The organism is Agrobacterium sp. CG160-95, from assembly GCF_053521725.1.
In genome coordinates this window covers 982,057-994,713 of the sequence record NZ_JBNWDU010000001.1, presented here as the reverse complement: position 1 = coordinate 994,713, position 12,657 = coordinate 982,057, and the positions used below count along the sequence as shown (strand labels likewise).

The following is a 12,657-nucleotide window of genomic DNA, read 5'->3' as shown; positions in this document are numbered from 1 at the left end:
TAATTAGCGATTAACCTAGTGCCAGCCCGACTCCGTGGCAAGAGTCGCGGGAATCATCTGGAATCGATTTTCCGGTTTTCCCCAACTTGCTGGCGTATTGAGTCTGAAAGGCAACACCTTGGGGCTGGCCCGCCGCCGCATACTAGTGCTTGAGAAGCCCGGGAAACGCTGACTTTTGTTGACATCGGCAAACGAAGTGACAATAGTGCCCCTGCCGCCGCAAGGCGGCATTTTGATTTTCAGGCGAGGGATAACCCCGCAAGCCTATTGACAACAGTTTGACAGCGCATCTGCGCAAGGAGTGATACAGCCATGGCCGAAGCCGGCGCGCCATTGTTTGATACGTTTTCAAGAGCCCCCCTGCGCTTCGAGCGCGGTGAGGGTGTATGGCTGTTCACGGAAAGCGGCGAGCGATATCTGGATTTTGCGGCCGGTGTTGCTGTCAACTCGCTGGGCCACGCCCATCCTCACCTCGTTGATGCGATCAAGACGCAGGCCGAGAAGGTCTGGCACGTCTCGAACCTTTATGAAGTACCGGGACAGGAAAAACTCGCCAGGCGCCTGACGGAAGCGACTTTCGCGGACAAGGTATTCTTCACAAATTCAGGCGCGGAAGCCCTGGAATGCGCCATTAAGACCGCCCGCCGTTATCACTATACCAAGGGCCATCCGGAGAAGTTCCGCATCGTGTCCTTCGAAGGCGCTTTCCATGGCCGTACACTGGCGACGATCGCCGCGGGTGGCCAGCAGAAATACCTCGAAGGTTTCGGTCCCAAGGTCGAAGGTTTCGATCAGGTTCCGTTCGGTGATGTCGATGCCCTCAAGGCCGTCATCACGGCTGAGACTGCAGCACTTCTGATCGAGCCCATCCAGGGCGAGGGCGGCATTCGCTCGCCCAGCAAGGAATTCCTGCAAATCCTGCGCGGATTGTGCAACGAGCACGGCCTGCTGCTGATTTTCGATGAGGTCCAGACGGGTGTCGGCCGCACAGGCAAGCTGTTTGCTTATGAACATACCGGTGTTGCGCCCGATATCATGGCGGTCGCCAAGGGTATCGGTGGCGGTTTCCCGCTCGGCGCATGCCTTGCCACGGCAGATGCCGCTTCCGGCATGACGGCGGGCGTACATGGCACCACTTACGGCGGCAACCCGCTGGCCATGGCAGTCGGCAATGCCGTGCTTGACGTCGTTCTCTCCGAAGGTTTTCTCGAGAAGGTCCGTGACGTCGCGCTGGTCTTCCGGCAGGGTCTGGCCTCGCTCAAGGACCGTTATCCTGACGTGATCGAGGAAATTCGCGGCGAAGGCCTGCTTCTGGGCATCAAGGCGAAGATTCCTTCGGGCGAATTGCTGCAGGCCATGCGCGCAGAGCATCTGCTTGGCGTGCCTGCGGGCGACAATGTCATCCGTCTTCTGCCGCCGCTCGTCACCACGGCGGAAGAGGCCCGTGAGGGTCTTGCACGTATCGACGCGGCTGCCGCCTCCCTGACGGTTGCGAAACAGGCAAAAAGCGCCTGAAAAAATCAAGAGCGGGCCTCTCTTCAGGGGCTCGCAAGCATGGGACAGATTAGAATGGGTTCACCAAAACATTTTCTGGACCTCTCGGCCGTCGGGTCGGAGGATCTGCGGACAATTCTTGATGATGCGCGCACGCGCAAGATTGCCACCAAAACCGGCACGGCGGAAAAGCCGCTTGCTGGCAAGATGCTGGCAATGATTTTCGAAAAACCGTCCACACGCACCCGCGTCTCCTTCGATGTCGGCATGCGCCAGCTCGGCGGTGAGACCCTGTTCCTGTCGGGCACGGAAATGCAGCTGGGCCGCGCGGAAACGATTGGCGATACGGCCAAGGTGCTGTCGCGCTATGTCGATGCCATCATGATCCGCACCACGGATCACTCGCGTCTGCTCGAGCTTGCCGAACACGCCACCGTGCCTGTTATCAATGGCCTGACGGACGACACGCATCCCTGCCAGATTATGGCGGATATATTGACGTTCGAGGAACATCGCGGCCCGGTCAAGGGCAAGACCATTGCCTGGACGGGTGACGGCAATAATGTGCTGCATTCGTTCGTGGAAGGCTCCGCCCGTTTCGGTTACCGCATGGCGATGGCAGTACCGATGGGTTCGGAACCGCACGACAAGTTCCTGAACTGGGCACGCAACAATGGTGGCGAAATCTCGCTGTACCACGATGCCGATAAAGCAGTGGCGGGCGCTGATTGCGTCGTCACCGATACCTGGGTGTCCATGAACCAGGAACACAAGGCGCGCGGCCACAATATCTTCCAGCCTTATCAGGTCAATGAAGCGCTGATGGCGAAGGCCAACAAGGAAGCGCTGTTCATGCACTGCCTGCCGGCGCATCGCGGCGAGGAAGTAACGGATGCAGTGATCGACGGGCCGCAATCGGTGGTCTTCGACGAGGCGGAAAACCGGCTCCATGCTCAGAAGTCCATTATTGCATGGTGCATGGGCGTCATCTGACCGCTATCGGCCGGGTGCTTGAACTCGGCGATGCACATTCCCATCTGTGGGGCTTCGAAGACGCTCGTCGGCTTTTCGCTGGCGGGCCACCTCACGATTTGCACGATTTTCCCCGGAGGCGGTTTCGCTTCCCGGATCTCTGTGCGACAAGCTGAAAAAGTACATTTTAAAAGCCGGACTTTTGGACGGTAGCGGCGCAACGGCTGCGCCAAGGAGTTATGACATGGCAGATGTAACGGTTGAACTGGACAATCTCGATTTAGCTGGCGACGACAAGGTTGTGCCCTTTCAGGTCGAAGGTCTGGACGTGCGCGGTCGCGCCGTACAGGTCGGGCCGCTGTTGAATGCCATCCTCGAACGTCACGAATATCCCGAGATTGTCGCCCGCCTGCTGGCGGAAGCAACGGTTCTGACGGCGCTGATCGGCACATCCCTGAAATTTTCCGGCAAGCTGACTGTGCAGACCAAGGGCGACGGCCCGGTTGACCTTCTGGTGGCGGATTTCACCGCGCCCGAGAGCATGCGCGCTTATGCTCGTTTCGATGAGGAGCGGCTGGCGGAAGCTGTCGCTGCGGGGCAAACCTCGCCCGAACAACTGCTCGGAACCGGCATTCTGGCCTTCACCATCGATCAGGGCGTCGGCATGCAGCCTTATCAGGGCATCGTGCCGCTGGACGGTTCTTCGCTGGAAGAAATCGCCGGGGTTTATTTCCGTCAGTCGGAACAGCTTCCCACCCGCGTGCGCCTCGGCGTTGCCCAGTTCTTCGACCGTGACGGCGAAGGCAAGCCGCGCCATAGCTGGCGTGCAGGCGGCGTGATTGCCCAGTTCCTGCCGCAGGCGCCCGAGCGTTTGCGCATGCGCGATCTCCATGGCGGTGACGGCGACGAGGGCGATTATGAAGTGGCGGAGGACGATGCCTGGACAGAGGCAGTGTCGCTGCTGAATACGGTGGATACCGACGAGCTGACCGATCCGCAGGTGCCAGTGGAGCGTCTGCTTTACAGGCTTTTCCACGAGAGCGGCGTTCGCATCTACGATCCGCAGGTCATTTTCGACCGTTGCAGCTGTTCACGGGACAAGATCAAGGGTGTGCTGTCCGGTTTCACCGCTGAGGAGATCAAGGCGAGTGAGGAAGACGGTGCGATTGCCGTGACGTGCGAGTTCTGCTCCACGACCTATCGTTACGATGTCAGCGAGTTTGAAAACGTCTGACGAGGAGAGCCGCGCTTGTGAATGGCGCGGCTTTTTTGTCAGTTCAGCACCCGCAACAGGCCGGGTGAATCCAGTGAAAAGGCGGGGATGGTGACGTTGAACACCTCGCCTTTGTCCGTTTCCATTTCATAGTGGCCAAACATAAGGCCTGACGGCGTATCCAGCGGGCAGCCGGATGAATATTCGTAACTGTCGCCGGGGTTCAGATGCGGTTTTTCGCCGACGACACCCGGCCCGTAGACCTCATCCACCTGTCCGTTCTGGTCGGTGATGTGCCAATAGCGGTTGACGAGTGTTATCGGAACATCGGAATTGTTCGAGATCACGACTTTATAGCCCCAGACATAACGATCGTCATCCGGGTCGGACTGCTCCTCGAGATAATACGGATCGACCGTTACCTCGATATCCCTTGTCAGAGCACGATACATACGCGCCACACCTCGATATTTTCCCTGCTGCCATCATCCTACACTACAGGTTCTGGCTATCGTCAAGAAAATGAATGACTTGACGACCACGTGCATCTTCTGTTGCGCCGTTTTTTCACCGTTAGGGATAACGGTAAAGGTAAATATTGGTTGCCCGACGCGGGCTCTCACCCAGGCGGGATGCGTGCCATGGCCCGACGGCGAAGTCGGGCCATGGCGGTATGTCGATTGAATCCTTAAACTGAAACGGCCGCAAGACCCTTCGCCAGATCTTCCAGCAGATCGTCCGTATCTTCGATACCGCAGGAAAGACGCAAGGTCCCGCCGGAAATACCCAGTTCGGCACGCGCCTCGTCGGTCAGGTTCTTGTGCGTCGTGGTGCCAGGGTGGGTAATGAGGCTCTTGGCATCGCCGAGATTGTTGGAAATCTTCACGATATCAAGCGCGTTCTGCAGTGCGAATGCCGCTTCCTTGCCGCCCTTCAGTTCGAAAGCCACGAGCGTCGAGCCGCCCGACATCTGCCGCGCGATGATGTCTGCCTGCGGATGGTCGGCGCGACCAGGATAGATCACTTTGGCAACCTTGCCGCTGTCGGCGAGGAAATCGGCGATCTTCGAGGCATTGGCCGTCTGTTGCTTGACACGCAGCGGCAGGGTTTCGATGCCCTTCAGCAGCGTCCAGGCATTGAACGGCGACATGGCTGGGCCGGTGTGGCGGAAATAGTCCTGCAGCTCTTCCTCAATCCACTTCTTGTCGGAAAGGATCACGCCGCCAAGGCAACGGCCCTGACCGTCAATATGCTTCGTCGCCGAATAAACGACGATATGGGCGCCGAGTTCGAGTGGCTTCTGGAAAAGCGGTGTGGCGAAAACATTGTCGACAACCACTTTCGCGCCGATCTGGTTGGCGAGCTTCGCCACGCCGGCAATATCCACCACTTCGAGCGTTGGGTTGGTCGGGCTTTCGAGGAAAAACAGCTTGGTGTTCGGCTGGATCGCCTTTTCCCAATTGTTGAGATCGCGTCCGTCGATCAGCGTGCACTCGATGCCGTATTTGGGTGCAAGCGTTTCTACCACCCAACGGCAGGAGCCAAAAAGCGCGCGGGCAGCAACGATGTGATCGCCGGCACGCAGCTGGCACATGATGGCGGCTGTCACGGCGGCCATGCCGGAGGCAAGCGCACGGGCGTCTTCCGCACCTTCCAGCAGGCACATGCGCTTTTCGAACATGTCATTGGTCGGGCTTGCATAGCGGGCATAGATGAAGCCATCCGTTTCGCCCTTGAAGCGCGCTTCGGCGGCTTCGGAGTTTTCGTAAACGAAACCCTGGGTCAGATAGATCGCTTCCGACGTTTCACCATAGGGTGAGCGTAGCGTACCACCGTGAACGAGCTGGGTTGCCGGGCGCCATTTATTGCTCATGTGATCACCTCAAAACAAAAAAACCGGTCGCAAAAGCAGACCGGTTCCTAGCACCCGGTCTTTTTAGCCACTTGTTTAACGTGGCTGCAAGCCGACCGGCCAAATCACCACGGGATAAGCTTGCCATACTGCCGTGACCGGCTTGCGTCAATGCTTTCCTTTTGGTTTTGTCGCCGTAAAAAGGAATGATGATCATGACCAGAACCACGGGCATTTTGGCGGATGGCGCGATCAGGGCGCTGTTTGCGGGCGGCAAGCTGAAAAGCGAGGCTGATCTCGATGTCGATCAGGTGCAACCCGCGAGCCTCGATCTGAGACTGGGCTCCAAAGCCTATCGCGTGCGCGCCAGTTTCATGCCCGGCCCCGGAACCCGAGTCATCGACAAGCTCAACCGCTTCAGCCTGCACGAGGTCGATCTGAGCGAGGGGGCGGTGCTGGAAACCGGTTGCGTCTACATCGTGCCCTTGATGGAGAGCCTCGAGCTGCCGGCGGATATGTCGGCTTCGGCCAATCCGAAAAGCTCGACGGGGCGTCTTGATATCTTCACCCGTGTCATGACCGACAATGCGCAGGAATTCGACAAGATACCTGCGGGCTATGCCGGCCCGCTCTATCTGGAAATCAGCCCGCGCACCTTCCCGGTCGTCGTGCGCCGTGGCTCGCGCCTCTCGCAAATCCGTTTCCGCATCGGCCACTCGTTGCTCAACGAAGCCGAGCTTCTGAAATTGCACGAGACGGAGATGCTGGTCGCCAGCGAAACCCCTAATGTGACCGGCGGCGGCATCGCGCTTTCCATCGACCTAAAGGGGTTTGGCGAAAAAGGGCTGATCGGCTATCGCGGCAAGCATCACACAGCGGTGGTAGATGTCGACAAGAAGGCTCAGCACGATGTTCTCGATTTCTGGGAACCTCTATACGCCCGCGGCCGTGCCGAACTGATCCTCGATCCGGATGAGTTCTATATTCTCGTTTCGCGTGAAGCCGTGCATGTACCGCCACTTTATGCGGCCGAAATGACGCCCTTTGATCCCTTGGTGGGCGAGTTCCGCGTGCATTATGCGGGCTTCTTCGATCCAGGCTTCGGCCATGCGCAGGCGGGCGGCACGGGCAGCCGCGCCGTTCTCGAGGTGCGCAGCCACGAGGTGCCCTTCATCCTCGAACACGGCCAGATCGTCGGCCGGCTTGTTTACGAGCACATGTTGCAAAAACCTGATGGCCTCTACGGCAGCGGCCTTGGCTCCAACTATCAGGCACAGGGCCTGAAGCTCTCCAAGCATTTCCGCACCGAGTAATGATCCTGTCGGGTGCTTGACACCCGATAAGAACTGTCCGATGTCTTGTGCGCGGCGCGGGTGTAGCTCAATGGTAGAGCAGCAGCTTCCCAAGCTGAATACGAGGGTTCGATTCCCTTCACCCGCTCCATATTTTCAAGGCAATCCAAACAACTTCCTGGCCAGCCAAAAGCGCGCATGTCACCGCCATCGCTGCGGCAAACGTGCGACTATGCGATTTAGCTTGACTACAATTAAATTGCACGTAATAGTTGATGCGGTCGTAACATTATTGGGGGAGTGTTATGAGTCGCAAGCTTCTTTCGGAATTTCTTGGCACTTTCTGGCTCGTGTTCGGAGGTTGCGGCAGTGCGGTTTTTGCCGCTGCTTTTCCTGAACTCGGCATTGGCTTTCTCGGTGTCGCTTTCGCTTTCGGTCTCACGGTTTTGACCATGGCCTATGCGGTCGGCGGCATTTCGGGCGGTCATTTTAATCCGGCCGTTTCCGTCGGTCTGTCCGTTGCTGGCAAATTTCCGGCATCGAACCTCGTTCCTTACATAGTGGCGCAGGTTTTAGGGGCGATTGTCGCGGCGGGGGCGCTTTATGTCATCCTTACCGGCAAAGCCGGTGCCGATATTGGCGGTTTTGCCGCAAATGGTTACGGGGAACATTCACCGGGTGGATATTCGCTCGTGTCGGCGCTGCTGATCGAAGTCATTTTGACGGCATTTTTCCTGATCGTCATTCTGGGATCGACGCATGGCAGGGTTCCCATTGGTTTTGCGCCGATCGCAATCGGCCTTGCTCTCACACTTATTCATCTGATCTCCATTCCGGTCACCAATACATCCGTCAATCCGGCCCGCTCGACGGGACAGGCATTGTTTGTTGGTGGATGGGCGCTGCAACAGCTCTGGCTGTTCTGGCTCGCTCCGATCCTCGGAGGCGCAATCGGCGCCGTGGTCTGGAAACTTTTCGGCGAGAAAGACTAAGGCTCAAGGCCCGCTTTCTCCGGCCCGCACAGACATGAATGGGAAGCATTGTTTCTCCGAATGGTCGGGGAAACCTGTGAGGAGGATGACATGGATCTTACTTCGATATTGGCCCAAATTGTCGGCGGTGCGGTTGGCGGTTCGGCCGGCGGAAAAATACTCAAGGATTCTGATCTCGGTGCGCTCGGCAACCTGATTGCCGGCGCTATTGGCGGCATCGGCGGAGGAACCGTGCTCGGATCGCTGCTCGGGACGGCGGGAACTGCTGCCGCCGGCGGCATGGATATAGGCGCTCTTGCCGGCCAGCTTGTTGGCGGCGGCGTCGGCGGCCTGATTGTCCAGATCATTGTGGGCCTTATCAAGAACAAGCTCGTTACCAAGTAGAGCTGCTCGGCCGATCTTTTGCGAAGCGATAAAGCTTGCCGATGGAGAAACCTCGATCGGCAAGGCGTTTTGGTTTGTGCCATATCCGCAGTGGCGGCGCTGACGGAACCGGAATTCGTTTATGAAATCTGGTCGTCAGGCCTTGTTCCTGATGACCGGCATATGCGGCGTCTTGTTCCAGACGAACGGCTTGGTTTTCAATTCCACCACGGCGCGCCATGCGGCGAGTGACAGCATCAGCCAGTAAAGCGGTATCGCCAACCAGCGCCGTCCGACCTGTTGTTTCTCATGAGCTATCATCCTGTTTCTGCCCATCAGTACGAAGATCGCGTAGCTTCCGAAAATATTCAGCGTATCGATGAAAAACAGAATGCCCTGCCAGGAAAGCAGCATATCCGCGCCGTTTTCCCGGATTGCTATGGCCATGAAGGCGAAGGAAACAAACAGCAAGGGATGGGCCAGCGACGACAGAAGCATGCCGCCGATCAGCAGCTGAAAGACGATATAGGCGATCCATCCCATGCGGCGCGCGGTCGTGAAGGGCGAGCGGGTCATGACCAGCCAGCTTTGCAGCCAGCCCTTGTACCAACGCGCGCGCTGGTTCAGCCAGACGGAAAGGGAGGTCGGAGCATCCTCCAGTGTCTGCCGCCGGATGACACCGCAGCGATAACCCAGCCTGTGCAGCCGGAGGCCCATATCGGCATCTTCCGTCACATTATACGGGTCCCATCCTCCCACCCGGCGTAACACGGCGGTGCGAAAATGGTTGGAGGTGCCGCCAAGCGGCAGCGGCAGCTTGCACGCTGCAAGAACGGGCAACATGCAGCGGAAAAGGCCGGAATATTCCAGTGCGAAACAGGCGCTGAGCCAGGAGGAGCTGGCATTGCTGATAATAAGCGGCGCCTGCACACAGGCCACCTCGTCCGGCTGGCCGCGGAAGGCGGCGTAGGCTTCGCGCAATTGCAGCGGATGCGGCCGGTCCTCGGCGTCGTAAACGGCAACGAAAGTGCCACGCGCGCCGGAAAGCGCATAGGTCAGGGCCTTGGGCTTCGTGCGTGGCATGGATGGCGGCACCTTGACGATCTCGATATGCGGACCGGGATTTATCCGCTGGATGGCCTCGATCGTCGCTACGTCGTCTGCCTCGCATACGAGCTTGATATCGAGCCGGGATTTGGGCCAGTCCAGCCGCTCCAGCGCATGAATGAGCTGCTCAACGACCGCCTCTTCGCGATAAAGCGGCATAAGAATAGTGTAGACCGGCAGCTCCCCGTCCTGCTGGAGTGGTATGACGGTTTTCGCATCGTTTCCTTTTGGCGTATGGACGAGTGCAAACAACCTGAAAAGCAAGGTGGAGAGATAAAGCATCGTGAGGGTGACGTGAATATAGGCCAGGGCCGCCTGCGTATAAAACAGTAGCGACAGAACGAGCACGGTAACGAAAATGCCGCTGACAAAACCCTGCTCGCCATGCAGCGTGATCCTTGCGGAATGCTGTGGCGCCGCGTTGAAAAGCTGATGTCGCGTGTCTCGGCAGCGGCGTGCTTCGCCCGCCTTCCAGATCGCGCTGCGCATGGCCTGTGGCGTGGTCACGGCAAGTTCTTCGAGAAGATACGGACGCTGATCGAGGATACCTTTCAGCAATTCCATTCTTGCCAGTTCCGGCACGATCAGCAGCACTGGCTTACCATTCAGCGGTGTCAACCGCAGGAGCCGTGGTTCGGCTAGTTGCGCGTCCAGGTAATTGATGTCTGCCACACGACCCGGATCGATTTCCGGTCGAAACGGCAATCGCAACAATCTGGCAAAAGCACCGTAATACGCATCCGCATCGACTAGGCCGCTCGCCAGCAATTCGTCTTCCACGGTTGAGCCGTTTTTGAGAGCTTGCTCTTCGAATGCAGCGATGTAAGGCTTGCCGAACCCCAGCGAAGAGAGAAAGCGTGTTGGTCCGTGCTCGTCCGGTTCGGGCGCTGTCCAAAGCGGATTGTCGCCGATGAGCGAAAACGCAATTTTTCGCCCCGCTGACGTCGTGCGGAACGATTCTCGTGTATAGTGTCTAAAATAATCCATGCATCGCCGCCGCCGCCATGGTAACGCCCTGCTTCTTGCTACGGACAGTATAGATGAGAATGATGAATGTAACGCGAAATATAGTTATTGGTTTTACTTTAGCTATCGCTTTACAATTCGGTGGTAATTTGGGAGAACTTCACGCGGAAGGTCTCTCGGACAGAAACCGCATGCCGGTGCTGTTTGATGCGCAGGAGCGGTTTCCGGGTGGCGATCTGTCCTCCGTGCCCCGGATCAGGTTTTTGATGTCGGTCGATTTCCCACCCTTCAATTTTACCGATCAGGAAGGCCGGCTTGCCGGTTTTCATGTCGATCTGGTGCGCGAAATCTGCGCCCAGCTGAAGGTTGAGAGCAAATGCCAGGTGCAGGCACTGCCGTTTGACGAGCTGGAGGCAGCGCTGGAAATGGGAGAGGGCGAAGCGGTGATTTCCGGCATTGCCACCACCGCCGATCTGCGCAAGAGTTTCACCTTCTCGCGACCCTATCTGCTGTTGCCCGCCCGTGTTGCCGTCAACAAGGCGGCGAAATTCACTGGCTCCGGCGCAGATGCCCTGTCGGGAAAGAAGGTGGGTGTGGTCACGGGCTCGCGGCACGAACAGATGCTCAAGGCATTTTTTCCCAAAGCCTCGGCCGAAGGCTTTAACGGTTACGAACCCATGTATGAGGCGTTGAAGACGGGCAAGGTGGACGCGGTTTTTGCGGATGGGCTGCGCCTGCCTTTCTGGGTTTCGGGAAGCGCGTCCGGTGCTTGCTGTGCGCTTTTCGGCGGACCTTATTTATCCGACAGATTTCTTGGCGAAGGCCTTTCCATCATGGCAGTTGATCCGGACGATGTGCTTGTACCGGCCTTTGATCAGGCGCTTGCCGCACTTTCGCGCAATGGCCGGCTGGAAGAAATCTACCGGCGCTATTTCCCCTACGGGCTTTACTAGAGAAATCCGGTTTTACTCGGATCTGCGCCCGGATGACGTTCTATTTGGCGGTCGCAAAGGCTTCTTCGTTGCGCCGCAATCGCAAAAGCGCGATCCAAACGGCGGCGGCGATGGCGGCTTCCACGAAGAAATAGCTGCCGATCGTTCCGGAAATGCTGAACGACCAGGTGAGGAAGGCGACGATAACGGAGCCGATGAGATTGCCGCTGTTCCATATCTTGGCGCGGATATCCTGCCGTCCGGATGCGCCAAGCGCCTCAAGCGCGGTCGCCGCAACGGCCATCGGCAGCACGACCCAGCAAAGGATACGGGTGATGATCGGCAGCGAGACGTATTCGTCGCCGAACAGTAGCGGCAGGAAGGGTGCGATGATGAAGATGACCAGCGCGCTGCCGACTGCGATGACAAGCGCTGCCTTCAGCACATTATAAGCGCGCTCTATGGTCTTTCCGATACCCTGCAGGGCGGCTGAGGCCGACCCCGGATAGATCAGCCGGTTCAGAGCCTCGACGGAGAGGTAGGAGCTGTCGAGAATTCGCCGGGCAATGGAGTAGCTGCCCAGAACCTCGGCGCTGGCGACGGCACCGAGAACGAGAATATCGGCATTGCCACGCACGGCCTTGAACAGGAACTGGGTGGAAAACAGGATGCCGATGCGGATTTCATCGCGAACGATCCGGAAGACCGGCCGACCGAGCCTGCCGATCGCCTTCAGCGAAATCACTGCCGCAATCGTATGGGCAGCCAGGTTCCACAGGGCCCAGGCCTCCACCGTCTCCACCTTGAAGATGAGACAGGCGACCACGGCGGCAATTGTGCGGGCAACGGCGAACATCACTTCCAGCTTGTTGGCGGAGGCGAAGTCGGAATGGGCGATGAAGCTTTGGGTCGAAAGCGAAATGACTTTCAGAAGGATGAGGTTCGTCACCAGGATCACGAAAGTGGTGATGAGGGTATGCAGCAATGTTTCCGACGTCGGGAAAAACACCGGGATCGTGACCATGCCGATGATGGTCAGCACAATGCCGGTAGCGGCGCTCAAGAGATAGCTGTGGCCGAGCATCACGGGAAACATGCTGCGATCCTGCGCCACGCGGCGGATCAGCGATTCCTGCGAACCGAAACCACAAATCTGTACGCCGAGATTGGTCACGGCCGTGATCGAGGCATAGAGCGCGAATTGTTCCACGCCGAGATGGCGGGCAAGCAGGGCGAAGGTCAAAAGCTGGGCGGCGCTGGACATCAAAAGCGCCCCGCCGGATGCCATATAGGTCAATCCCAGTCTGACTAGATGGCTGAACCGCGGCGTATTCAACGACACCTTATTCTCCGTGCTTTCCGGCGTCGCCGGGCGAATTCAAGATAACTGCCGTGTTCTTAAAATTGATGAACTGAAAAACCCGGCAAGGGGGCAATAATTCGAAGGCCGTTGACCTCTATGAATGGCAGTTGC

Annotated in this window: 11 protein-coding genes, 1 tRNA gene and 1 riboswitch; of the genes, 8 read left to right on the top strand and 4 right to left on the bottom strand. The window is 58.0% G+C overall.

All coding sequences use genetic code 11. From position 1 onward, the window contains the following. Positions 1–312: 312 nt before the first annotated feature. From ACQZ63_RS04950 to ACQZ63_RS04940, 3 genes are all read left to right on the top strand, one after another. Positions 313–1,515 carry an aspartate aminotransferase family protein gene (locus ACQZ63_RS04950; RefSeq protein ID WP_112154782.1) on the top strand — a complete coding sequence of 401 codons (1,203 nt, stop codon included), beginning with the start codon at positions 313–315 and terminating at the stop codon, positions 1,513–1,515. A 54-nt stretch (positions 1,516–1,569) separates the two neighbouring features. Next, on the top strand, positions 1,570–2,487 hold the full coding sequence (argF, locus tag ACQZ63_RS04945; protein ID WP_003514928.1) for an ornithine carbamoyltransferase: 918 nt from the start codon (positions 1,570–1,572) through the stop codon (positions 2,485–2,487). A 223-nt stretch (positions 2,488–2,710) separates the two neighbouring features. Further along, positions 2,711–3,700 carry an Hsp33 family molecular chaperone gene (locus ACQZ63_RS04940; RefSeq protein WP_003514930.1) on the top strand — a complete coding sequence of 330 codons (990 nt, stop codon included), beginning with the start codon at positions 2,711–2,713 and terminating at the stop codon, positions 3,698–3,700. Positions 3,701–3,738: 38 nt separating this feature from the next. Here ACQZ63_RS04940 and apaG read toward each other — a convergent pair whose 3' ends face one another. Continuing rightward, on the bottom strand, positions 3,739–4,131 hold the full coding sequence (gene apaG / locus ACQZ63_RS04935; protein WP_003514932.1) for a Co2+/Mg2+ efflux protein ApaG: 393 nt from the start codon (positions 4,129–4,131) through the stop codon (positions 3,739–3,741). Between the two features lie 236 nt (positions 4,132–4,367). Next, the gene (locus ACQZ63_RS04930; protein ID WP_003514934.1) at positions 4,368–5,552 is read right to left on the bottom strand and encodes an O-succinylhomoserine sulfhydrylase; all 1,185 of its coding nucleotides are present in this window, start codon (positions 5,550–5,552) and stop codon (positions 4,368–4,370) included. Positions 5,553–5,594: 42 nt separating this feature from the next. Then, positions 5,595–5,673: riboswitch (SAM riboswitch) on the bottom strand. A 73-nt stretch (positions 5,674–5,746) separates the two neighbouring features. Here ACQZ63_RS04930 and ACQZ63_RS04925 point away from each other — a divergent pair. The 4 genes from ACQZ63_RS04925 to ACQZ63_RS04910 all read left to right on the top strand — a co-directional run bounded on the left by ACQZ63_RS04925 (position 5,747) and on the right by ACQZ63_RS04910 (position 8,199). After that, positions 5,747–6,844: a 2'-deoxycytidine 5'-triphosphate deaminase gene (locus ACQZ63_RS04925; protein ID WP_111804437.1), complete on the top strand. Its 1,098-nt coding sequence runs from the start codon at positions 5,747–5,749 to the stop codon at positions 6,842–6,844. A 56-nt stretch (positions 6,845–6,900) separates the two neighbouring features. After that, positions 6,901–6,974, top strand: a tRNA-Gly gene (locus ACQZ63_RS04920). Between the two features lie 154 nt (positions 6,975–7,128). After that, positions 7,129–7,815 carry an aquaporin Z gene (gene aqpZ, locus ACQZ63_RS04915; RefSeq protein ID WP_065703780.1) on the top strand — a complete coding sequence of 229 codons (687 nt, stop codon included), beginning with the start codon at positions 7,129–7,131 and terminating at the stop codon, positions 7,813–7,815. Between the two features lie 90 nt (positions 7,816–7,905). Then, complete coding sequence (locus ACQZ63_RS04910) at positions 7,906–8,199, top strand: hypothetical protein (protein WP_019564341.1); 294 nt, start codon at positions 7,906–7,908, stop codon at positions 8,197–8,199. A gap of 135 nt (positions 8,200–8,334) precedes the next feature. On the opposite strand, the gene ACQZ63_RS04905 is transcribed toward ACQZ63_RS04910, so the two are convergent. Then, entirely contained in the window at positions 8,335–10,272 is a 1,938-nt protein-coding gene (locus tag ACQZ63_RS04905) for a glycosyltransferase family 2 protein (protein WP_448799095.1), read from the bottom strand. 170 nt (positions 10,273–10,442) lie between these two features. On the opposite strand from ACQZ63_RS04905, the gene ACQZ63_RS04900 reads away from it, so the two are divergent. Beyond that, positions 10,443–11,204: a transporter substrate-binding domain-containing protein gene (locus ACQZ63_RS04900; protein ID WP_113555526.1), complete on the top strand. Its 762-nt coding sequence runs from the start codon at positions 10,443–10,445 to the stop codon at positions 11,202–11,204. Between the two features lie 40 nt (positions 11,205–11,244). Here ACQZ63_RS04900 and uppX read toward each other — a convergent pair whose 3' ends face one another. Further along, positions 11,245–12,471 (bottom strand): Wzx-type polysaccharide biosynthesis protein UppX, encoded by a 1,227-nt coding sequence (gene uppX, locus ACQZ63_RS04895; RefSeq protein ID WP_448799110.1) that lies wholly within the window; start codon positions 12,469–12,471, stop codon positions 11,245–11,247. Positions 12,472–12,657: the final 186 nt, after the last annotated feature.